The 22,509-nt window shown below is 72.6% G+C and carries 21 protein-coding genes and 1 pseudogene; 21 read left to right on the top strand and 1 reads right to left on the bottom strand.

Annotated features, from left to right (window positions below; translation table 11 throughout):
- The first annotated feature begins 9 nt into the window (after window positions 1–9).
- From DKT68_RS25530 to DKT68_RS25615, 18 genes and pseudogenes are all read left to right on the top strand, one after another.
- Complete coding sequence (locus tag DKT68_RS25530) at window positions 10–1,638, top strand: DUF4153 domain-containing protein (RefSeq protein ID WP_236647070.1); 1,629 nt, start codon at window positions 10–12, stop codon at window positions 1,636–1,638.
- A 44-nt stretch (window positions 1,639–1,682) separates the two neighbouring features.
- Window positions 1,683–2,096: a DUF485 domain-containing protein gene (locus tag DKT68_RS25535; protein WP_236647069.1), complete on the top strand. Its 414-nt coding sequence runs from the start codon at window positions 1,683–1,685 to the stop codon at window positions 2,094–2,096.
- A gap of 1 nt (window position 2,097) precedes the next feature.
- The gene (locus DKT68_RS25540; protein WP_109819923.1) at window positions 2,098–3,738 is read left to right on the top strand and encodes a sodium/solute symporter; all 1,641 of its coding nucleotides are present in this window, start codon (window positions 2,098–2,100) and stop codon (window positions 3,736–3,738) included.
- Between the two features lie 111 nt (window positions 3,739–3,849).
- Window positions 3,850–4,614, top strand: coding sequence for an ABC transporter ATP-binding protein (locus DKT68_RS25545; RefSeq protein ID WP_109819924.1), 765 nt, complete (start codon window positions 3,850–3,852; stop codon window positions 4,612–4,614).
- Entirely contained in the window at window positions 4,599–6,296 is a 1,698-nt protein-coding gene (locus DKT68_RS25550; RefSeq protein WP_109819925.1) for an ABC transporter permease, read from the top strand. The genes DKT68_RS25545 and DKT68_RS25550 overlap by 16 nt, the downstream gene beginning before the upstream one ends.
- A 102-nt stretch (window positions 6,297–6,398) precedes the next feature.
- A complete protein-coding gene (locus tag DKT68_RS25555; RefSeq protein ID WP_201749187.1) occupies window positions 6,399–7,271 on the top strand; it encodes an alpha/beta fold hydrolase in 873 nt (290 codons plus the stop codon).
- 7 nt (window positions 7,272–7,278) lie between these two features.
- Window positions 7,279–7,815, top strand: a pseudogene (locus DKT68_RS25560) (flavin reductase family protein); the annotation flags it as partial.
- Window positions 7,816–7,999: 184 nt separating this feature from the next.
- Window positions 8,000–8,365, top strand: coding sequence for a DUF485 domain-containing protein (locus DKT68_RS25565; protein WP_109819928.1), 366 nt, complete (start codon window positions 8,000–8,002; stop codon window positions 8,363–8,365).
- Window positions 8,343–10,034, top strand: coding sequence for a solute symporter family protein (locus DKT68_RS25570; protein ID WP_109819929.1), 1,692 nt, complete (start codon window positions 8,343–8,345; stop codon window positions 10,032–10,034). Before DKT68_RS25565 ends, DKT68_RS25570 begins: the two co-directional genes overlap by 23 nt.
- A gap of 91 nt (window positions 10,035–10,125) precedes the next feature.
- Window positions 10,126–11,103 (top strand): NAD-dependent epimerase/dehydratase family protein, encoded by a 978-nt coding sequence (locus DKT68_RS25575; RefSeq protein WP_109819930.1) that lies wholly within the window; start codon window positions 10,126–10,128, stop codon window positions 11,101–11,103.
- A 76-nt stretch (window positions 11,104–11,179) separates the two neighbouring features.
- Complete coding sequence (locus DKT68_RS25580; protein WP_109819931.1) at window positions 11,180–12,415, top strand: LCP family protein; 1,236 nt, start codon at window positions 11,180–11,182, stop codon at window positions 12,413–12,415.
- A 207-nt stretch (window positions 12,416–12,622) separates the two neighbouring features.
- Entirely contained in the window at window positions 12,623–13,876 is a 1,254-nt protein-coding gene (locus DKT68_RS25585; RefSeq protein ID WP_109819932.1) for an LCP family protein, read from the top strand.
- A gap of 252 nt (window positions 13,877–14,128) precedes the next feature.
- Window positions 14,129–15,046: an LCP family protein gene (locus DKT68_RS25590; protein WP_456238190.1), complete on the top strand. Its 918-nt coding sequence runs from the start codon at window positions 14,129–14,131 to the stop codon at window positions 15,044–15,046.
- A gap of 58 nt (window positions 15,047–15,104) precedes the next feature.
- Window positions 15,105–15,440, top strand: a complete 336-nt coding sequence (locus tag DKT68_RS25595) for a rhodanese-like domain-containing protein (protein WP_109819934.1) — start codon at window positions 15,105–15,107, stop codon at window positions 15,438–15,440.
- Window positions 15,441–15,449: 9 nt separating this feature from the next.
- A complete protein-coding gene (locus DKT68_RS25600) occupies window positions 15,450–16,238 on the top strand; it encodes a glycerophosphodiester phosphodiesterase (RefSeq protein WP_109819935.1) in 789 nt (262 codons plus the stop codon).
- Window positions 16,239–16,294: 56 nt separating this feature from the next.
- Window positions 16,295–17,749 carry a PAS domain-containing sensor histidine kinase gene (locus DKT68_RS25605; RefSeq protein ID WP_109819936.1) on the top strand — a complete coding sequence of 485 codons (1,455 nt, stop codon included), beginning with the start codon at window positions 16,295–16,297 and terminating at the stop codon, window positions 17,747–17,749.
- Between the two features lie 60 nt (window positions 17,750–17,809).
- A complete protein-coding gene (locus DKT68_RS25610) occupies window positions 17,810–18,226 on the top strand; it encodes an ATP-binding protein (RefSeq protein ID WP_109819937.1) in 417 nt (138 codons plus the stop codon).
- A 60-nt stretch (window positions 18,227–18,286) separates the two neighbouring features.
- Window positions 18,287–19,171 carry a DUF5926 family protein gene (locus DKT68_RS25615; protein WP_109819938.1) on the top strand — a complete coding sequence of 295 codons (885 nt, stop codon included), beginning with the start codon at window positions 18,287–18,289 and terminating at the stop codon, window positions 19,169–19,171.
- A gap of 14 nt (window positions 19,172–19,185) precedes the next feature.
- Here DKT68_RS25615 and DKT68_RS25620 read toward each other — a convergent pair whose 3' ends face one another.
- Entirely contained in the window at window positions 19,186–20,418 is a 1,233-nt protein-coding gene (locus DKT68_RS25620; protein ID WP_109819939.1) for an arginine deiminase, read from the bottom strand.
- Between the two features lie 163 nt (window positions 20,419–20,581).
- Between DKT68_RS25620 and DKT68_RS25625 the strand changes: the two genes are divergently transcribed.
- The 3 genes from DKT68_RS25625 to DKT68_RS25635 all read left to right on the top strand — a co-directional run bounded on the left by DKT68_RS25625 (window position 20,582) and on the right by DKT68_RS25635 (window position 22,412).
- Window positions 20,582–21,322, top strand: coding sequence for a hypothetical protein (locus DKT68_RS25625; RefSeq protein ID WP_109819940.1), 741 nt, complete (start codon window positions 20,582–20,584; stop codon window positions 21,320–21,322).
- Between the two features lie 166 nt (window positions 21,323–21,488).
- On the top strand, window positions 21,489–21,947 hold the full coding sequence (locus DKT68_RS25630) for a hypothetical protein (RefSeq protein WP_109819941.1): 459 nt from the start codon (window positions 21,489–21,491) through the stop codon (window positions 21,945–21,947).
- A 75-nt stretch (window positions 21,948–22,022) separates the two neighbouring features.
- Window positions 22,023–22,412 (top strand): ACT domain-containing protein, encoded by a 390-nt coding sequence (locus DKT68_RS25635; RefSeq protein ID WP_109819942.1) that lies wholly within the window; start codon window positions 22,023–22,025, stop codon window positions 22,410–22,412.
- Window positions 22,413–22,509: the final 97 nt, after the last annotated feature.

A 22,509-nucleotide genomic window follows, 5' to 3' on the forward strand; every position in this document is an offset into this window, starting at 1 on the left:
CTCGGAGATGTGTATAAGAGCCAGGCCACCAGCCATCCGACGCCCGGACGAACCGTCGGCGCCTCGACGCTGCCGACGGTTCGTCCGGGCGTCGGATGGCTGGTGGCCGCGCTGGCCGCCACAGCAGCCCTCGTCACCGCCAGCGTCGTCCGACCCGGCCCGACCGGCTCCGAGCGGACCGCCTTCGCCGCCGCGCCTGACAATCCGGCGACGCGACCCGCCACGCCGCCCACCGCAGCGCCGACCACCGCAGCGCCGACCGCGGCCGTACCGAGCAGGCCGGCCACGCCGGCAACGCCGGCAACGACCCGGACGGACGGCGTGACCGAGGCGCCCGCCACCGCCCGTCCCGGTGCCACGGGGGCACCGGGGCGGGTGGCACGGGTCGCCTGGGCAGCCGCGACGGTCGCGCTGGTCGCCGTCGGCACGGTCCGGGCCGCCGGCTGGCTCTTCGTGCTCTGCCTGATCGCCGCCGCGGTGACCGCGACGCTCGCCGTGACCGGCGGGCGAAGCCCGTTCGGGATGCTGGTGGCCGCGACGCTGCCGCCGGCCGCGACGGTCCGGGCCTTCCCCTGGGCGGTACGCGGGCTGCGCCACACCCGCCCGGCCGGCCCGGGGATCGGGCGGATCATGACGAGTCTCGTGGTTTCGGCCGGCCTGCTGGTGCTGTTCGGTCTGCTCTTCTCGTCCGCCGACGCCGTCTTCGCCGACCTGGTCACGGGTCTGCTGCCCGACATCTCGGCGGGCGGGGCCTTCGGCTGGCTGGCCCGCCTGCTGCTGATCGGCCTGGGGTTGCTCGGCGGCGCGTACCTGGTCAGCCGCCCGCCGAACCTGGACGGCCTGCGCCCGGCCCCGACCCGACCGGCGCACCGGCTGGAGTGGGCGCTGCCGCTGGCACTGCTCAACGCCCTGTTCGCCGCGTTCGTGCTGGTGCAGCTGACGGTGTTCTTCGGTGGCGCGGGGCACGTGCTGCGCACGGCCGGGCTCACCTACGCCCAGTACGCCCGCGGCGGCTTCTGGCAACTGCTCGCCGTCACCGCGCTCACCCTGCTGGTGATCGCGATCGCCGCCCGTCGGGCACCGAGGGCCACCCGGGCCGACCGGCTGCTGGTCCGCGTACTCCTCGGTGCGCTCACGGCGCTCAGCCTGGTCGTCGTCGCGTCCGCGCTCTACCGCATGCAGGTCTACGCCGACGCGTACGGGGCCACCCGTCTCCGGCTCGTCGTGGCGACCGCCGAACTCTGGCTCGGGCTGCTCTTCGTCCTGGTCGGGGTTGCCGTGGTGCGGCTGCGCGCCGAGTGGCTGCCCCGGCTCGTGATCGGCACCGCGGTGCTCGCGCTGCTCGGGTTGGCCCTGGTCAACCCGGACCGGCTGATCGCTGACCGGAACGTCGACCGGTATCGGGAGACCGGCCGGTTGGACGTGGGCTACCTCGCCGGGCTCTCCGCCGACGCCGTACCGGCACTGGACCGGCTGCCCGAGCCGCTGCGGGCCTGTGCGCTGCGGGAGATCGCCGCCGAGCTGCCCCGGGACGGCCTCTGGGCGGCGAACCTCGGCCGCGAGCGGGCCCGGCGGCACCTGGACGGGATCTCGGCGACCGCCGGCGCGACGCACTGTGCCGATCGGATGCGCTGGTGATCGCGCCCGCTTGACATTCCCGCAGGGCGGGCGAGACTGCCGGGGTGGCCAAGCAACTCCCTGACGTGGGGTCCGGCGGTACGGTGCCGCCGCCCCGACGCACCCGGATCGTGCTGGCCGAGATCACCCGGCAGGACAGCCGCGCCGAGCGGACGCGCACCGAGCTGGCGCAGCAGACCCAGGTCGGCGAGGCGCTGGTCCGCGGCCTGGTCCGGGCCCAGCTCGCGCTGGCGCTGCGGCTCTCGCTGGTGGTGGCCATCGGGCTCGGCGGGCTGCCCTGGCTGTTCGCCATCGCACCGTCGCTCGGCCGCACCACGCTCGCCGGCGTCAACCTGCCCTGGCTGCTCCTCGGCGTGGGCTCGTTCCCGTTCCTGATCGGGGTGGGCTGGGCGTACGTGCGGCTGGCCGAGCGCAACGAGCAGGACTTCATCCACCTGGTGCAGCGGCCGGAGCGCTGAGGTGGCCAACGACTACGTGGTCCCGGCCATCGTCGCGGTCACCCTGGTCACCGTCGGGATCGGTTTCTACGGGCTGCGGCTGGCCCGGACCACGTCCGACTTCCTGGTCGCCTCCCGGGCGATCAGTCCGACCTGGAACGCGGCCGCCATCGGCGGGGAGTACCTGTCGGCGGCGAGCTTCCTCGGCATCGCCGGCCTGGTTCTCAAGTACGGCGTCGACGTGCTCTGGTACCCGGTCGGGTTCGCCGCCGGTTACCTGGCCCTGCTGCTGTTCGTGGCCGCCCCGCTGCGCCGGTCCGGCGCGTTCACTCTGCCCGACTTCTGCGAGCTGCGGCTGGGCTCCCGCCGGCTGCGCATCCTGGCCACCGCCTTCGTGATCTTCATCGGGTGGCTCTACCTGGTGCCGCAGCTCCAGGGCGCGGGCCTCACCCTGGCCACGGTGGCCGGTTCCCCGTACCCGCTCGGCGCCCTGCTGGTGGCCGCCGTGGTCACCGCGAACGTCGCGCTCGGCGGTATGCGGGCGATCACCTTCGTCCAGGCGTTCCAGTACTGGCTCAAGCTGACCGCGCTCGCCGTACCGGCGATCTTCCTGGCGTTGCAGTGGCAGGCGGACGCCCGCCCGGCGGTGACCCCGCCCGACGGACCGACGTTCCGGGCCGCGACCACCGTCGTGGTCGAGCACCGCGCGACCCTGACCCTGCCCGACGGCGAGATCCGGGAGGTACGCCCCGGCGACGAGCTGACCTTCGCGGCGGGCGACCCGGTGCCGGAGGTGTCCGGCGTGGCCACGGACGCCGCCGACTGGCTGCTGCCCAGCGCCGCCGGCGACGACGACCGGGGCCTGTTCGCCACGTACTCGCTGATCCTGGCCACCTTCCTCGGCACCATGGGCCTGCCGCACGTGCTGGTCCGCTTCTACACCAACCCCGACGGCGCGGCGGCCCGCCGGACCACGCTGGTCGTGCTGGCGCTGGTGGGCGCCTTCTATCTGCTGCCCACCCTGTACGGGGTGCTGGGCCGGATCTACACCCCACAGTTGCTGGTCAGCGGGCAGACCGACGCGGTGGTGGTGCTTCTGCCCGGCGCGGCCCTCGGCGACGGCCTGGTCGGGAGGCTGCTCGCCGCGCTGGTCGCGGCGGGCGCGTTCGCGGCCTTCCTCTCCACCTCGTCCGGGCTGTTGACCAGCGTCGCCGGGGTGATCTCGACGGACGTGCTCGGCCGAGGTTCGGTACGCGGCTTCCGACTGGCCACGGTGATCGCCGGTGGCGTGCCGGCGGTGCTGGCGCTCAACGTCTCCGGGCTGGACGTGTCGCAGGTCGTCGGGCTGGCCTTCGCGGTCGCCGCGTCGAGCTTCTGCCCGCTGCTCGTGCTCGGCATCTGGTGGCGCGGGCTGACCGACCTGGGCGCCGCCGCGGGGGTGCTGGTGGGGGGCGGCGCGGCGATCGGCGCGGTGCTGGTCACCGTGCTCGGCCCGCCGCTGTCCGGCTGGCCGGCCACGCTCACCGCGCAGCCGGCCGCGTGGACGGTGCCACTGGCCTTCACCGTGATGGTGGCGGTGTCGATGGCGACCCGTCGGCGGGCACCCGCCGACGTCGCCGCCACCATGCTGCGCCTGCACACCCCCGAATCCCTGCGGTTGTAGGGAAGGGCCCGCCGATCGGGGCTTGGGCATCGCGGCGTCCGTCTCGGGGATGAGGGCGGGTCCACCTGCGGCCGGAGCGCGGAACTGGCGATCGACGGATAACGTCGGCGCATGACTGGTGAGCACCCCGCGCTCGCGCTGCGTGGCCTGGCGAAGCGATTCGACGGGACGATCGCGGTGGCCGGCGTCGACCTGGACGTCCCGGCCGGCTCCTTCTACGGCCTCCTCGGCCCGAACGGCGCCGGCAAGACCACCACCCTGTCCATGGCGGTCGGGTTGTTGCGGCCGGACGCCGGTTCGGCCTGGGTGCTCGGGCACGACGTCTGGCGCGACCCGGTCACGGCCAAGCGGCTGCTCGGCGTGATGCCCGACGGGGTCCGGCTGTTCGACCGGCTGACCGGGGCGGAGCTGCTGGCGTACAACGGGCTCCTGCGGGGGATGGACCCGGCGGTGGTCGACCAGCGCTCCGCGGAGCTGCTGGACGTTCTGGCGCTCGGCGACGCCGGGCGCACGCTGGTGGTGGACTACTCGGCGGGCATGAAGAAGAAGATCGGCCTGGCCTGCGCGCTGCTGCACGGCCCCCGGGTGCTGGTGCTGGACGAGCCGTTCGAGGCGGTCGACCCGGTCTCCGCCGCGCTGATCCGGGACATCCTCACCCGGTACGCGGCCGGCGGTGGCACGGTCGTCTTCTCCAGTCACGTGATGGAGGTCGTCGAGCGGCTCTGCTCGCACGTGGCGATTCTCGCCGGGGGCATCATCAAGCGGGTCGGCACGATCGACGAGGTCCGCGGCGACCGTTCTCTGGAGCAGGTCTTCGTGGAGGTCGTCGGTGGGCGTACCGCGACCGGTGAGGAGCTCTCGTGGCTCTCCCGGTGACGGCCGCGCCCGCCGCGCCGGTCCGCGCGGTTTCCGCCCGGCACTTCGTGCGGCTCAAGCTGCGGGTGATGGGCAACAACTTCCGGGGCCAGGGCTGGCGGGTCGCCCTGTTCATTGGCGGTGCGCTGGTCGGGCTCTGGTTCGCCGCCAGCGGCTTCTTCCTCTTCGCCGCGCCCGGCCTGGCGGGCGACGACCGGTACGCGATGCTGATCGCGGCGGCCGGTGGTGGCCTGCTCGTGCTCGGCTGGCTGCTGCTGCCGCTGGTCTTCTTCGGCGTGGACGAGACGCTGGACCCGGCCCGGTTCGCGCTGCTGCCGCTGCCCCGCCGCACGCTGGTCGTCGGTCTGTTCACCGCTGCCCTGGTCAGCGTGCCGGTGCTGGCGGTGCTGATCGCGACGTTCGGGTTGGTGCTCACCGCCTGGGCGCTGGGCGGTTGGTCCGCCGGCCTGGTGGCCGCCGTCGGCGTGGTCGCCGGGCTGCTGCTGTGTGTGGCCGCCAGCCGGGCGGTGACCAGCGCCTTCGCGACCATGCTGCGGTCCCGCCGGGTGCGTGACCTGGCGGCCGTGCTGCTGGCGGTGGTCGCGGCACTGCTCGGCCCGTTGCAGATCTTCGGTCTGGCGGCGCTACGGGAGACGGACTGGGACCGCTTGACCGGGGTGGCGTCCGTGATCGGGTGGACGCCGTTCGGCGCACCCTGGACCGCCGGCATCGACGTGGCCCAGGGACGGGTCTGGGCCGCTCCGCTCAAGCTGCTGATCACGGTGGTGGCGCTCGCCGCGCTGCTGGCCTGGTGGTCGCGGTCGCTGGAGTCGGCGATGGTGGGCGCGGCGAGCACCGGCCGGGCACCGGTCCGGCGGGGCGTGACCGGTGGCGCGGTCGCCCAACTGTTCCCCCGGGTCGCCAGCTGGGTCCGTCGCGACCAGTTCGGTGCGCTGGTCGCCCGGGAGGCCCGGTACTGGTGGCGGGACGCTCGGCGCCGGGCCAACCTGATCACGATCGCGGTGGTCGGCATCTTCGTGCCAGTGATGCTCAACTTTGGTGGCGCGGGTTTCGTGGCCGAGGGCGAGCAGGGTCTGACGCTGGGTGCCAGCGACAGCTCACCGGTCCTGGTCACCCTCTCCATGCTCTTCGTCGGCGTGCTCGCCTCGGTGACCCTGGCCAACCAGTTCGGCTTCGACGGCAGCGCGTACGCCGCGAACGTGGTGGCCGGGGTTACCGGCCGGGTGGAGCTGCGCGCGCGGATGACCGCCTTCTCGTTGTACGTGCTGCCGATGCTGGCGGTCGTCGCGGTGGCGCTGTCGGTGGTGCTCGGCCGCCCGGGTTGGATCGGGCTGACCGCCGGCAGCCTGGCCGCCACCTACGGCGCCGGGCTGGCGGTGAACAGCTTCGTCTCGGTGCTCGGGGCGTACTCGCTGCCGGAGACGAGCAACCCGTTCGCGATGAACAGCGGCGCGGGCGTGGCGAAGGGCCTGCTCACCCTGCTGGCCATGGTCACCTCGGCGGTCGTCGCGGTGCCGATGGTGGTGGCCGCGGCGCTGCTCGGCGACGCCTGGCTCTGGCTGGCCCTGCCGGTCGGCACGGCGTACGGGCTCGGGGCGGCGTTGCTGGGCGCGTACCTGGCCGGCGACGTGCTGGACCGGCGGCAGCCGGAGCTGCTGGCCACGGTCACCCCGCGCCGCTGAGCACGGCCCCGCTCTGGCCGGGGGGACGTTCCGGTCGAACGCCGCCCGGGCCGGTAGACCGCCCGATATGGTGCGATCAGTCGGGGCAGGGGGATGGTCGGCATGAGCTTGCGCACCCGCTACCGCAGCGTGGTCGTCGACGGGCTCTCCATCTTCTACCGGGAGGCCGGCGCACCGGACGCACCCGTGCTGCTGCTCCTGCACGGCTTCCCGTCCTCGTCGCGGATGTTCGAACCACTGCTCGGCCGGCTCGCCGACCGGTTCCGGCTGATCGCGCCCGACTACCCCGGGTTCGGGCACAGCGACGCCCCGGATCCCCGGAGCTTCCCGTACACGTTCGACCGGATCGCCGCCACCATGGCGAGTTTCGCCGCCGCCGTCGGCGTCGAGCGGTACCTGCTCTACGTGCAGGACTACGGCGGTCCCGTCGGGTTCCGGATGGCACTCGCCGATCCGGGCCGACCGCGCGGCCTCATCGTGCAGAATGCGGTCGCCCACGACACGGGGCTGGGCCCGCTCTGGGCGACCCGCCGGGCCTTCTGGCAGGACCGGGCCGCGCATGAGGCCGCCGTCCGGGAGAACGTCCTGTCGCTGGCGGCGATCCGCACCCGACACGTCGGAAACGATCCCGAGCCCGAGCGGTACGACCCCGACCTGTGGACCGATGAGCACGCCTTCCTCAGTCGCCCCGGGGAGATCGAGATCCAACTCGACCTGATGTACGACTACCGGACCAACGTGGCCTCGTACCCGACCTGGCAGGAGTGGCTGCGCCGCACCCAGCCACCGCTGCTGGTCGTCTGGGGTCGGCACGACACGTCCTTCGAGGTCACCGAGCCGGCCGCGTACCAGTCCGACGTTCCCGGGGCGGAGGTGCACCTGCTGGACGGCGGGCACTTCGTGCTCGACACGCGGGCGGACGAGGTGGCCACTCTGGTCCGGACCTTCGGCGGCCGGGTCCTCGAAGCGGGCTGACGGGGTCACAATGTTTCACGTGAATCATGAGCCGGGCGCCGAGATCCACCACACCGACCCGTTCGCGGTGCCGACCGGGCAACGGTCGCCGGTACGCCGGCTGCGCGGTCGGCTCGCCGCCCCGGTGACGCTCTGGACCGCACCCGGCCCGGCGGGGCTGACCGTCTCGTCCACGCTGGTCGCCGAGGGGGAGCCCGACCGCCTGCTCGGCCTGATCGACGCGGAGTCGGATCTCTGGGCGGCGGTCGAGGAGGCGGGCCGTTTCGCGGTCGCGCCGCTCGGCCCGCCGCACCGGCAGCTCGCCGACCGGTTCGCCGGGCTCTTCCCCGCACCTGGCGGGCTGTTCGCCTCGGGGACCTGGACCGACACCCCGTACGGGCCGGTTCCGGCGGACGCCGGCGGCTGGGTCGGCTGCCGGCTGGACACCGCCCGGGAGTACGGCTGGGCCCTGCTGGTCGAGGCCACGATCGAGGCGGTCGACCTGGCCGAGGACGCCAGCCCGCTGCTGCACTACCGCGGCCGCTACCACGAGCTGCCCGGCTGAGCGGGGCCCGACGACCGTCCGGCCCGACCGACCGGTCACCGGAGTGACCTGGGTCACTGGGCGCAGCCAGTCAACCGCTCGGCGCACTCGGCGACCGGCGTCGATCTCGACCTTCCCCGGCGGGGAGCGCGCTCTCTACGGTGCGCGAAACTCCCCCAACGCCTGTGAAGGTGGTGATCCACAGATGTCCACGGACACACCCGCGCCGACCGCTTCCCAGCCGGACAAGTACCTGGCCGTACAACGGTCGGACGAGTTCGCCGGACTGCGGCGCGCGTTGCGCGGCTTCGTCTTCCCGATGACCGTCGCGTTCTTCCTGTGGTATGCGCTCTACGTCATTCTCTCCGCGTACGCCCGGGACTTCATGGGCACGAGGCTCTTCGACAGCAACATCAACGTCGCGCTGGTCTTCGGCCTGCTCCAGTTCGTCTCCACGTTCCTCATCGCCTGGCTCTACTCCCGGTACGCCGACCGGAAGATCGACCCGGTCGCCGACCGGATCCGCGCCGAGATCGGGGAGGTGACCCATGAAGACGGTCCTCGCGGCTGACCCGCTCCTCGCGGCCGAGGCGGGCAACCACACCGCCCGCAACCTGACCATCACGCTCTTCCTGGTCTTCGTGGCCGTGACCCTGGCCATCACCATCTGGGCCAGCCGGCAGACCAAGACGGCCACCGACTTCTACGCGGGCGGTCGCTCCTTCTCCGGCTTCCAGAACGGCATGGCGATCGGCGGCGACTACATGTCGGCCGCCTCGTTCCTCGGCATCGCCGGCATCATCGCGCTCTACGGCTACGACGGCTTCCTCTACTCGATCGGCTTCCTGGTCGCCTGGCTGGTGGCCCTGCTGCTGGTCGCGGAGCTGCTGCGCAACTCGGGCCGGTACACGATGGCCGACGTGCTGGCCTTCCGGATGCGCCAGCGTCCGGTGCGTACGGCGGCGGCGGTCTCCACCATCACGGTGTCGATCTTCTACCTGCTGGCCCAGATGGTGGGCGCCGGCGCGCTGGTCGCGCTGCTGCTCGGCATCCGGCCGGGGACGACCTTCCTCGGCATGGACGCGGCGACCGCCAAGGTGGCCACCATCATCATGGTCGGCGCCCTGATGATCGTTTACGTGACCGTGGGCGGCATGAAGGGCACCACCTACGTCCAGATCGTCAAGGCGTTCCTGCTGATGGGCGGCGCGCTGGTGATGACCCTGCTGGTGCTGGCCAAGTACAAGTTCAACCTGTCGTCGCTGCTCGGCGACGCCGCCGCCTCGTCCGGCAAGGGCAGCGCGTTCCTCGAACCAGGGTTGCGGTACGGCGTCGAGGTCGCCGGCAACTCGACACAGACCTTCTACAACAAGGTCGACCTGCTCTCCCTCGGCATCGCCCTGGTGCTCGGCACCGCCGGCTTGCCGCACATCCTGATCCGCTTCTACACCGTGCCGACCGCCAAGGCGGCCCGGAAGAGCGTGCTCTGGGCGATCGGCATCATCGGCACGTTCTACCTGCTCACCCTGGCCCTCGGCTTCGGCGCCGCGGCACTGGTGGGCAGCGAGGCGATCACCGCCCAGGACAAGGCCGGCAACACGGCCGCGCCGCAGCTGGCCGAGGCGCTCGGCATCGACTTCCTCGGCGGGGATCTCGGCGGGGCGGCCCTGCTGGCGATCATCGCGGCGGTCGCCTTCGCCACCATCCTGGCGGTGGTCGCCGGGTTGACCCTGGCCTCCTCGTCCAGCCTGGCGCACGACTTCTACGCCAACGTCATGAAGCGGGGTGAGGCGTCGGAGCGGCAGGAGGTACGGGTCGCCCGGATCTCCGCCCTGGTGATCGGCGCGGTCTCGATCGCCCTGTCGATCTTCGCGCAGAACCTGAACGTGGCGTTCCTGGTGGCGCTGGCGTTCGCGGTGGCAGCCTCGGGCAACCTGCCCGCGATCCTCTACAGCCTGTTCTGGCGGCGGTTCAACACCTCCGGAGCGGTGTGGGCGATCTACGGCGGGCTGCTCTCGGCCGTACTGCTGGTGTTCTTCTCGCCGGTGGTCTCCGGGGCGGCGACCTCGATGTTCCCGGATCACGACTGGCAGTGGTTCCCGCTGTCCAACCCGGGCATTCTCTCCATCCCGTTCGGCTTCCTGTGCGGGTGGATCGGCACCCTCATCTCCAAGGAGCACGACGAGGAGAAGTACGCCGAGCTGGAGGTCCGCGCCCTCACCGGCGCTGGCGCCCACTAGTCGCGGCACCTGTCGAGAAGGGCCCCCTGTACGACGCCACGCGTCACCAGGGGGCCCTTCCCCGATTCCGGGGCTCGGTAGGCTGACCGGCATGAAGGTTGCTGAGCGCTTCGGTTCCGGTCACCGCATTCTCGTCACCGGCGGCGCCGGTTTCGTCCCGTCGCACCTGGTGGACGCCCTGATCGCCCGGGGCTGCACGGTGGTGGCGCTGGACAACTTCGTCACCGGCTCGAAGGAGAACGTGGCCCACCTGCTGGATCGGCCGACCTTCACCCTGGTCGAGGCGGACATCTCCGACGGCCTGCCGACGCACCACCCGGCGCTGACCGAGCGGTTCGACGCGATCCTGCACATGGCCTCCCCGGCCAGTCCCACCGACTTCGCGCAACTGCCGGTGGAGATCATGCGGGTCGGCTCGGTGGGCACCCTGCACCTGCTGGACCGCGCGGTCGCCGACGGCGCCCGGTTCCTGATGGCCTCCACCTCCGAGGCGTACGGGGACCCGAAGGAGCACCCGCAGCGCGAGACCTACTGGGGCAACGTCAACCCCATCGGCGTTCGCAGCGTCTACGACGAGGCGAAGCGCTTCTCCGAGGCCGCCACCATGGCGTACCACCGCTACCGCGGGCTCGACGCGGCGATCGTCCGGATCTTCAACACGTACGGCCCCCGGATGCGCCCGGACGACGGTCGGGCGATCCCGACCTTCATCTCCCAGGCGCTGCGCGGCGAGCCGATCACCGTGCACGGCACCGGCAACCAGACCCGGTCCATCTGCTTCGTCGAGGATCTGGTGCGGGGCATCCTGCTGCTGCTCGACTCGGGCGAGACCGGTCCGGTCAACTGCGGCACCGAGCACGAGCTCTCCATGCGGCAACTGGCCGAGTTGATCGTTTCGCTCTCCGACAGCACCTCCGAGGTGACCTACATCACCCGTAGCGCCGACGACCCGGAGATGCGTCGCCCGGACCTGACCCTCGCCCGCGAACTGCTCGGATATGAGCCGACCGTGGCGCCCGAAGACGGCCTGCGACGCACGATCGAGTATTTCCGGGCCCGCCTGGGCTGACCGGCTGGCGACGCACGGGCCCTCGCTGAGTGTCACCTGAGGGCGGTTGTGGCCAGCCCTACGTACCCTGAGTTACATGTCAGCGACCTCGTCTGCCGGCGTTCCGCACCCGTTCCTGCACCGCAGCGCCGGGCGTGCCTCGGTGCCCGGCCCCGACCGGGGCGCCTCCGGTCGCGCCCGCCCGACCGAGACGCGGTGGTACCCGTCGTACGACGAGGAGCAGCCCCGGCCGGGCGGCCCGGAGGGGCCGCGAGGGCCCGGTGGTCCGGGCGGCCCGGGTGGCGCCGGTGGGCCGGGCCGGCGCGGCCCACGCCCTCGCTGGGGCCGGATCGGCCTGGTGGCCGGGGTCGCGGTGCTGGTGCTGGCCCTGCTCGGCGGCATCGGCGCCTGGCTGTACGCGCGCAACCTCGACGGCGACCTGGCCCGGACCGACCCGTTCGCGGAGATCACCGGTGGCCGGCCGGCCAAGACGGTCGACGGCGCGCTGAACATCCTGCTGGTCGGTAGCGACTCCCGGGACCCGGACGCACCGGTCGACACGAAGAGCCAGTGGCGCGCCGACACGATCATCGTGATGCACATTCCGGCCGACCACCAGGAGGCGTACCTCGTCTCCATCCCTCGTGACCTCTACGTGCCGATCCCGCAGAGCGCCGGCGCGGACTGCGGCTCCGGCCAGCGGGCCAAGATCAATGCGGCGTTCGCGTTCGGCGGGCTGCCGCTGGCGGTCCGCACCGTGGAGTGCTTCACCGACGTCCGGATCGACCACGTGATGGCGATCGACTTCGCCGGGTTCAAGCAGGTCACCGACGCGCTCGGCGGGGTCGACCTGAAGGTCGAGCGCACCATCACCTCGATCCACAAGCCGTACCGGACGTTCACCAAGGGCACCAACCACATGGACGGCACGGAGGCCCTGGACTGGATCCGGCAGCGCAAGCAGTTCCCGGACGGGGACTTCGCCCGGATGCGGCACCAGCAGGAGTTCCTGCGGGCGCTGCTGGACAAGGCGGCGAGCACCGGCACGCTGGCGAACCCGAAGAAGCTCAACGACTTCCTCCAGTCGGTGACCGCGGCGGCCACCGTCGACCAGGGGTTCTCGGTGACGGACATGGCGCTGCAGTTCCGCAACCTGCGCGGCGAAAACCTCACCTTCGTGACCAGCCCGAACTCGGGCAGCCAGACGATCAACGGAGAGTCGGTGGTGGTCTCCGACCGGGAGAAGGCGCTGGCGATGTACCGGGCCATGTCTTCGGACACCATGGCGGACTGGGTCAAGGCCAACCAGCCCAAGGGCACCGAGGGCGGCTGACGGCACGGGAGGGCCGACGCTGCCGGTACGGCCCACTGACGACCGGACCGGCCGCCGACCGGCGACCGCCCGTTCGGGTCATCGAGTGCCGACGATCAACCGACCCACGCGAAATTGGCGTCCGGATTGACCCGGGATGAACTCGCCAAGTCGAATTGATGTACGTACAGTGGTGCCGCCCCCTCCTGATCACGAGCTGGAGCACGCATGCCGGTTCAGGCCAGCCGTCGCCCTTCGTCCACCGGGTCCGCCGCCCCCAGCGGCCGGATCGCCGCGTCCATCCCCGTGCAGCCGCGCTCCACGCCCGGCGGGCCGGGCGGTCGCCCACCCGGTGACGGCGGCGGGTCGGGTGGCGGGTCGGCGAAGAAGCGCCCCCGGCGCAAGGATCCGCTCTGGGCCCGCCTGACCGTGGTCTTCGGTGCCGTGCTGATGCTCAGCAGCGGAGTGGCCATCGTCGGCAGCAAGGTGCTGATCGGGCAGGCGACCGGCGACATCGCCCAGCGGAACCTGCTCGGTGATGCCGGCAAGTCCGACGCCGAGGGCGGCGCCAACCTGGACGGCCCGATCGACATGCTGCTGCTCGGCGTGGACGCGCGGGAGCGCTGGGCCGCCGATGACGTCCGGTCGGACAGCATCATCATCCTGCACATCCCGGCCTCGCACGACCAGGCGTACCTGATCTCCATCCCCCGGGACACCGAGGCGCAGATCCCGGCCTTCCCGAAGAGCGGGTTCGCCGGCGGCACCGACAAGATCAACGCAGCTTTCCAGGCCGGTGCCCGCAACGGCGGCGGCTGGGAGGGCGGCGCCCAGCTGATGGCGCAGACGATCAAGCGCCTCACCGGCGTCAGCTTCGACGGCGCGGCGATCATCAACTTCGGTGGCTTCAAGAACGTCATCGACACGCTCGGCACGGTGCGGATCTGCGTGAGCCACGAGGTCAAGTCGAAGCACATGTCGTTCGTCGACGGCAAGCCGATGTGGAACGCCGACGCGAAGAAGACCGGCAAGCCGATGACCACGGTGGTGCACAAGAAGGGCTGTCGCGAGATGGAGGGCTGGGCGGCCCTGGACTACTCCCGCCAGCGCTACGGCCTGCCCGGCGGCGACTACGACCGCCAGCAGAACCAGCAGCAGCTGATCAAGGCGATGGCCCGCAAGGCGACCGACGGGGGGATGCTCACCAACCCGGCGAAGCTCCAGCAGCTGATCAAGGCGGCGGGCAAGGCGTTCGTGCTGGACACCGGTGGCGTGCCGATCGAGAACTTCATCTTCACCATGCGCGGGGTGACCGCGAACGACCTGACCATGCTCAAGACCAACAACGGCACCTTCAACGGCAACGGCAACCAACGCGAGGCGTTGAACGCGGAGACGTTGGACATGTTCCAGGCGGTCAAGCAGGACAAACTGGCCGAGTTCATCTTCACCCACCCCGAAATGATCTCCACTCGCAAGTGACCGCCGCGGCTGACCGGCCGTAGGGCTGGCTCCGGCCGGAAGTCCCGGAAAGCCGGCGACCGTCCCGTCACCGCCCGTAGCCTGACGTGAGCACGTTTCACGTATCGCTGCGGGGAGGCGGTCACGTCCAGGTCGGGACGGAACGCGGCGGGCCGGGCCGACGAGGCCCGAGCGCCCGTTCCGCGCCGCGCCCTCTGGGCGCGAATCCTGCTCGGCGTCGGTCTGGCCCTCGTCCTGCTGGCCGGCATCGCCGTGGTCGGGCTCAAGACGCTCAGCCACCGGTACGACCGCACGGTCGCCAGGGAGCAGCTGCTCGACCCGGGCGCCCGCAACGACCGCACGGATCTGGACGGCTCCCTCAACTACCTGCTGGTCGGCTCCGACCGCCGCGCCGGTCACAGCGGGCCGGACCAACGCTCGGACACCATCCTCATCGTGCACGTGCCCCCCGGGCGCCGGGAGGCGTACCTGGTCTCCATCCCGCGCGACCTGCTGGTCGCCATCCCGCCGACGAGCGGCTTCGGCGGCGGCCAGGACAAGATCAATGCGGCGTACGAGCACGGCGGCGGCGGGCAGGCCGGCACCCGGTTGCTCTCCGCCACCCTGAACCGACTCACCGGTATCCGGTTCGACGGCGCCGCCCTGATCGACTTCAACGGCTTCCGGAAGGTGATCGACCTGCTCGGCGGGGTGCAGATGTGCGTGGACACCGAGGTCCGGTCGATCCACACCAACCGGGTCTTCCCCACCGGCTGCCAGCAGATGGACGGAGCCCAGGCGCTGGACTACGTACGGCAGCGCTACGACCTGCCCGGTGGTGACTACGACCGGCAGCGCCACCAGCAGCAACTGCTCCGGGCGATGCTGGACCGCGCCGGCCAGGCGGACCTGCGCAGCAACCCGGTCAAGCTCGACCAGGTGCTCCGGGCGGTCGGCGGCTCGTTGACCGTCGACACCAACGGCGTACCCCTGGAGGACCTGCTCCTCGCGCTGCGCGCGCTGCCGGCCGACGGGTTGCGGGGCGTGCAGTTGCCCTCGTCGCCGCAGATCATCGACGAGGTGTCGTACGTGGTGCTCGACAACGGCGGGAACGGGCTGTTCGAGGCCGTACGCGGCACCCGGGTGCCGGCCTGGGCTCAGGCCAACCCGCGGTGGGTGACCCGGTTGTGACCGTGCCGACGGCCGGGTCGGTGCCGATCCGCCCGATGAGGATCTAGTGTTGGTACCTGTGTTCGGACCCCAGGTTCCCACCGTGCCCGTGACCGAGATCGCCGACGACACCTACCTGCTGGACGTGCGGGAGGCCGACGAATGGGCGGCCGGCCACGCCCCCACCGCTCACCACCTCCCGATGATGGAGCTCCCGGCGCGGCTGGCCGAGGTGCCGACCGACCGGGACGTGGCGGTCATCTGCCGCTCCGGCGGGCGCTCCGCCCAGGTCGTCGCCTACCTGGTCAGCAACGGCTGGGACCAGGTGCGCAACGCCGACGGCGGAATGCGCCAGTGGGCGGCCGTCGGCCGTCCGGTGGTCGACGCCAACGGGCAGCCCGGCCAGGTCATCTGAGGCGGCAGGATGGGCGGGCCTCTGGTCTTCGCGCACCGCGGCGCCTCGTACGACCTCCCGGAACACACCCTCGCCGCCTACCTGCGCGCCCTCGACGAGGGCGCCGACGGCCTGGAGTGTGACGTCCGGCTGACCCGCGACGGGCACCTGGTGTGCGTACACGACCGGCGGCTGGACCGCACCAGCAACGGCCGCGGCCTGGTCAGCGCGCGTACGCTCGCCGAGCTGGAGGCGCTGGACTTCGGCTCCTGGCATCCGGGCAGCGCGCCGAGCGATGACGTGCCGCCCGACGACTCACACACCCGGCTGCTGACCCTGACCCGGCTGCTCGACGCGGTGCTGGCCGCCGGCCGCCCGGTCCGGCTGCTGGTGGAGACGAAGCACCCGTCCCGCTACGGCTCGAACGTGGAGCGGCAGCTCGTCACCCTGCTGCGCCGGTACGGGCTGGCCGACCCGGCGCCGGACGGTCCGGTCCAGGTCACCGTCATGTCGTTCTCCCCGCTGGCGGTCCGGCGGGTGCACGAGCTGGCCCCGACGCTGCCCACGGTGCTGTTGCTGGAGGTGCTGCCGCGCTGGCTGCGGCTCGGCCGGCTGCCGTTCGGCACCCGCATCGCCGGGCCCGGCATCGGCCTGGTCCGGGCCCGCCCGCAGCTGCTGCCCGCGCTCCGCGCGGCCGGCAACCAGGTGTACGTCTGGACGGTCAACGAGCCGGCCGACCTGGAGCTGGTCCTGGCCGCCGGGGTCGACGGGATCATCACCGACCGACCGGCACACGCCCTGGCCCGACTGGACCGCTGACCGGCGCCGGCCGGGCGGGGGTGCCGAAACCCGGGTCGGCGGGGCAGACTCGGCACATGCCGGAGCGTATCGATTTTCCCGCTCTCATCGCCGGCCACACCGTCGTGATCGAGATGATCAATTCTGGGGACGCCGGCCTGCCGGTCCTCACCCAGCTCCTGCGGGTGGCCCAGCCGGCACTCGGCGCGGCCGGCATGGCGTTCGCCGAGTACGGCCCGACCGGTGGCCGGGTGATCGCCGCGACCGGTGCGGCGGAGTGGACGCTCGGCCGCCCGCTGGCGGCCGACGACCCGGACACGGTCTGCCTGCTCTCCGGGCCACGGGCCCGCCAGGTCCTCGTGGACCACCTCAACGGCAAGCTCGCCGACGAGCTGGCCGGCTCCGGCCTGCGCCGGATGGTGGTGTCCCGGGCCGAGATCGGCGGCCACACCGTCGGCAGCCTGCACGCGTTCTACCCGGGCGACGAGGAGCCGAGCGCCGAGCAGCAGGGCGTGGTCGCCTACCTCGCCTCCTGCGTCGCGCACATGTACGGCGACCAGACCGGGCTGCCCGTGCACGGCGACGGCCCGGTGGTGGCGGCGCTCGCCGACGGGCTGGCCGTGGTCGACCGGGACGGGCACGTCCGGCTCTGGAACCCGGCCGCCGCCCAGGTCACCGGCCGGTCGGCCGAGCAGGCGCTGAGCCGCCCGCTACCGTTCCCGCTGCCGCCGTCCGGCCAGGTCCGCGACCACCGGCTGCCGGACGGGCGCTGGCTGCGGATCACCTCTGGGGAGCTGCCCGGCCCGGGCACGCTGCGGGTGGTCACCTTCCGCGACATCACCGACCAGCAGCGCCGGGACCACGACCGGGAGCTGTTCGTCGCGGTGACCAGCCACGAGCTGCGCACCCCGGTCACCGTGATCAAGGGGTATGCGGACACCCTCACCGACCACTGGGACTCGTTGACCGACTCCGACCGGCGGCAGGCCGCGCGGGTGATCGGGCAGCGCGCCAACGAGCTGGCCCGGCTGGTCGACCGGCTGCTCTCCTCGGCCGCCGAGGCGGGGCCGGGGGACGACCCGCCCACCCCGTTCGACCTCGGCGCGGCGCTGCGCTCCGCGGTCGTCGACCTGCCCGCGGAACTACGTCGCCGGCTGGTGCTCCGCCTCCCGGCCGACCTGCCCAAGGCGCTCGGCCACCGGCCCAGCCTGGCCACCGTGCTGACCGAGCTGGCGACGAACGCCGGCAAGTACTCGGCACCCGACGCACCGATCGAGATCACCGCGGCCGTCGACGGCCAACTGGTGGCGTTCCGCGTCAGCGACCGTGGCATCGGCATCCGCCCCGAGCATGTCGAGCGGGCGTTCGACCGGTTCTGGCAGGGCGAGTCCGGCGACCGGCGCGGCTACCCGGGCGCCGGGCTCGGCCTCTATCTCGTCCGCCGGATCGTTGAACAGCAGAATGGATGGGTATCCCTACGTCCGAGGACCGGCGGCGGTACGGTCGCAGAGGTGCGGCTGCCGCGGGGTTGAGCGCGGTGGCGCAAGGTGGAGGCGACGGTGACAGCGGCAGCGAGGGAACGGGCGTGGTGCGTGGTGGTGCCCCACCATCCCACCGGAGCACGGCTGGCCCGGCACCGGCTCGCGGACGAGCTGGCGGACGTCGTACCCCCGGCCCTCCTCGCTGATCTGATCGTGGTGCTCGCCGAGCTGGTGGGCAACGCGGTGCGGCACGCCAGGCCGCTGCCCGGCGGCGTGGTCCGGGTGGCCTGGCGGGTGCGGCCCTCGGCGGCAGGTCCCCGGATCCAGCTGCGGGTGACCGACGGCGGCGCGGGCGCCGGGCCACGCATCCGGACGGCCGGCCCCGACGCGGCCGACGGGCGCGGGCTGCACATCGTGGCCGGTCTGGCCACTCGGTGGGGCTTCGAGCGGGACGGTCTCGGGCAGCGCGTGTGGGCGGAGTTCGATCCGGCCCCGGCGTCCCGGTCCGACCTGGTGGCGGCCGGCTGAAGGGCGCTCGGGGCGGGTCCCGCCCACGAGGAGCCGGTCGGGCCTCTAGGCTGTGACGCCGTGAGCAAGCGTCGAAAGAGCCAGCGAGCCGCCGACACCACGCCCCGGCGGGACAAGGTGCGGGACATCTTCGTGCCGCGTCCCTTCGAGGGGCTCGCCGACGAGCCCGAGTGGATCGCGCTGCGCGAGCTGGTGCCCGCCGCCTCCGCGCCGCTGCGGCTGGCACCCGCCCTTGTCGAGGAGTTCGGGGACCGGCCGGTCACGCTGGCCACGGTGCTGCCGATGGCCGCCCCGGCGATCACCAAGCCGGATGGCCGGGTGCTCATCGGTCTCCAGCGTCACCAGCAGTCCGGCGACGTCTCCCGGGACCTGGCCGAGGCGCTGCTCTGCGCCCTGCGGGCCGAGCCGGGCGGCCAGGTCACCGTGCCGCCGCTGCCCGGCCCCGGCCCCCGGCTCCAGGACGTGCTGGTGAACGGGCCGCTGGAGATCACCATGCACGATGGGTTCGAGTTCTGGCTCGACCCCGGCGCCGCGGACGACCCGACGGTGCAGGCGTCGCTGGAGCGGGCGAACGGGGCCATCTACCCGACGGTGCGACTGACCGCCGCGAAGGCCGCGTACTGGTGCCAGGTGCCGGAGAAGGCACACGTGCGCTGGGTGCTGCCGGAGGACGAGGACGCCGCCCTGGACGCGCTGGCACGGCTCGGCGCGGCCGGCACGCTGTCGCTCGGCGAGCAGACCCGGTTCGCCGGCATGTTCCGCGCGCACGGTCGGCTGGTGCCGGTCTGGGACCTGCCGGAGGAGACTCCGGCGACCGACTGGGAGGACCCGGTGGCGCAGTTCGCCAAGCGGTACGCCGAGGCGCTCGCCGCCACCGACCCGCTGGACGCCGCCGGCCGGCGCGCCCGCCAGGGGCTGCTCGGCCGCCAGCTCACCCTGCGCTGACCCCTGTTCGCGCGCTAGGCGGCGTCGACGGGGGCCCTGCCCGGCAGCGGTTCGCGGGTGATCGGGCAGGACATGCAGCGTGGCCCGCCCCGGCCGGAGCCCAGCTCGGAGCCGGCGATCGGGATCACCTCGATGCCGGCCCGTTCCAGCTGGGCGTTGGTCTCGGTGTTGCGCTCGTAGCCGACGCAGAGCCGGGGCGCCAGGGCGAGGGTGTTGTTGCCGTCGTCCCACTGCTCCCGTTCCGCGGTGACCGGGTCCAGCCCGGTGTCGATGACCCGGAGCTGGTCGAGGTCCATCGCGTCGGCGGCGGCCCGCAGGAAGGGCGCCGGGCCGTCCACCCGCGGGTCCTCGCCGTCGGCTCCGGCGATCACGGTGTACGCGGAGAGCGTGCTGGCGACGTTGGGATACATCAGCACGGCGTCCACGTCGACCATCGTGCAGACGGTGTCCAGGTGCATGGTGGCGCGCTCCTGGGCGATCGGCACCACCAGGATCGTGTGGGCCAGCCCGGCGGCGAAGACCTGCCGGCCGAGGCGTTCCGCGCCGGCCGGTGTGGTCCGCTCACCCACACCGACGGCCAGCACCCCGGGGGCGAGCAGCAGCACGTCCCCGCCCTCCAGGTGCTCGAGGTGCGGGCGGTAGACGAACTCGGTGCCGGCGAAGCGCGGGTGGTGGCGGTAGATGGCGTCGGTCAGCGTGGTCTCCCGGCGCCGGGCCGGCATGGCCAGGCTGGTGACTCCGACCCGGTCGCCGATCCACATCGACGAGTCCCGGGTGAAGAGCAGGTTGGGCAGCGGGTCGATGACGAAGTCGTGCCGGTCCATCAGCGTGTAGACCAGGCCGCCCGGCCGTTCCGAGCTGATCCGCAGCTCCTCGTGGGCCAGCCCGGCGGTCAGCACGTCGGCCAGCGCGGCCGGGTCCAGGTAGGACAGGTGGTCGGCGACCCGGGCGCGCAGGCTGTCGCCGAGCCGGTGGGAGCTCAGCACCTGCTCGGTGAGCTCGGCGCGGGCGTCCGCGACAGCCAGCGTCTCGGCCAGCAGGGTGGCGAGGTAGAGCACCTCCACGCCGCGCTCGCGGAGCGCGGCGGCGAACGCGTCGTGCTCCTCCTGCGCTCGGCCGACCCACGGGATCGCGTCGAACAGGAGCGAGTCGTTGTTGCGGGGGGTGAGCCGGGCCAGTTCCGGGCCGGGCCGGTGCAGCAGTACGGTGCCGAGCCGGCCGACTTCGCTGTCGACGTAGTGGGTCACCCCAGCAGCGTAGGGCAGGGTTTGGCGGTATCCGAGAAAAGAACTGTGGATGAATATGGCATTCATCCACAGTCACTCCGGCGCTCCGGCTTGCCGAACCCGGGGAGTGTCAACGTAGGGTAGTGGGGACATAACTTCGAGGGACCTTTTGCCGGAGGTCGCGATGACTGTCTTTCCCGCACGACGAGCCGTACCGTCCGCCCGGGCACTGCCGCCCGTCGCGGTGCCCCACCCCCGCGTCGAGTCGCCGGGGGTTCTCGCGCCGGTCCGTCCGACACCGCTCGAATGGGCCCGTCGTCGTCGGGCCGAGCGGGGTGCCCGCCGACTGGAGGCGGCCGGAGCACGCGCGCTGGGCCAGCTGGACCACCTCGGGCCGGCCTGGCACGTGATCGAGTGGCCCCGCACCGACGTGACGGACGTCCTGCTCGACCGCAGCCAGGACGAGCGTGCCGGGTTCCTCGCCATCGGGCCGAGCGGCCTGTTCGCGGTGACCATCGCCGACCACGGCCGGGCCCGAGTGCTCGTCGCCGGGGACGTCGTGCAGATCAACGGCAAGCGCCCGCCGTACGTGGCCGAGGCCCGCCGGGACGCCAAGCGGGCCAGCAAGGCCCTCTCCGACGCGGTGAAGCTGCCCGTCCCGGTGACGCCGGTGCTGACGTTCGTCGGCTCCGGCGTGATCAGCGTCTACGGCCTGCCGAAGGACTGTCTGATGGCCACCCACCGGGAGCTGGACCGGCTCCTCGTGGCCGGTGGCAGCCGGATCAGCCCCGCCACGGCCGAGAAGCTGTCCCGGGTCGCACAGCACCCGAGCACCTGGCTGAACGGCACGTACCGTCCGACCGCCGACTACCGGTGGTACGACGAGGGCCGAACGGCCGCTGACAAGCCGGCCCACCACCGGTAACGTCACCGGCGACGCCACGCGGCTCCGGTCCCCGTCCACCCCACCGGCTCCCGCGCCGTCACCGGCCGCCCCGTTTCGGCGGTGCGACCCGGTGGCCCGGTGCGCTCGGTGGTTCCGTCGGCGACCCGCTAGCGTGGACAGTCCGTCGGTGTACATAGGAGGCTCGGTGGCCCACGTCGAACTCTCGCTCTCGGAAGTGTTCGTGCCGGCGGCGCGGGCCTCGACAGAGCCGGAGTCCGACAACTTCGGCCAGTGGTCCTCGACGGTCCACCGCGCCGACGAGCCCTGCCTGCTGATCGACGCCCAGACCCGGGTGGTGGCGATCTCCACGGCCGGCTGCGAGCTGCTCTGCCTCGGCGAGCCGGACGGCCTGATCGGCCGGCCGCTGCTCGACGGTGGGCTGCGCCTGCTGGACTTCACCGCCAACCGGGGCGAGCTGACCGAGGCCGAGATCGACAAGATCCCGCCTCTGCTGGCGCTCTCGTCGGGCCGCCTCGCCCGCGGGCTGCTCCGGGTGCAGGCCGCCTCGGCCGACAGTTCCGACGCGACCGTGGACGCGATCTCCACCCCGGTGCTCGCCGACGGCGCCGTGGCGGGCTCGCTCACCTTCCTGTCCGAGGTCTGACCTGCGACGGAGTGTGTCGTTCGCCGCACGCGGCGATGCTGGGGCGGGTCCGCACCGAGGCCGTAAGGTGCCCTCATGCTCGATATCGCTCTGCTGCCGGGGGAGTACGCCGTGTGCCGGTTGGCCGCCGGCTCCGCCCTGCCGCACGAGCTGTCGAGCGGGCTGGGCCAGGCCGACGTGGTCACCGTGAGCTGGACCGCCGACGGGATCTCGGTGATCTGCCCGACCGAGCGGGCGCCGGCGCAGGCCGTGGTGGAGACCGCCTGGCGCTGCCTGCGGGTCGCCGGCCCGGTGGACGTGCCCGGCACCGGCACCCTGGCCGCGCTCGTCGACCCGCTCGCCGAGGCCCGCGTCAGCGTGGTCACGTTCTCCACCTTCGACACCGACTACCTGCTGGTGCCGGCGGTCCGGCTCACCGAGGGCACCGCCGCCCTGGAGCGCGCCGGGCATCGGGTCCTCGGCTGAGCTTCACCCGGCCGCCCGCTCCCCCTACGATGGGCTCGGCCACCCCGGCCGCGATGACGTTCTCCGATGTCCCGAGGATCGGCCCGTGCCGTTCACC

Origin of the sequence: Micromonospora acroterricola (assembly GCF_003172955.1) — a bacterium.
GTDB lineage: Bacteria > Actinomycetota > Actinomycetes > Mycobacteriales > Micromonosporaceae > Micromonospora > Micromonospora acroterricola.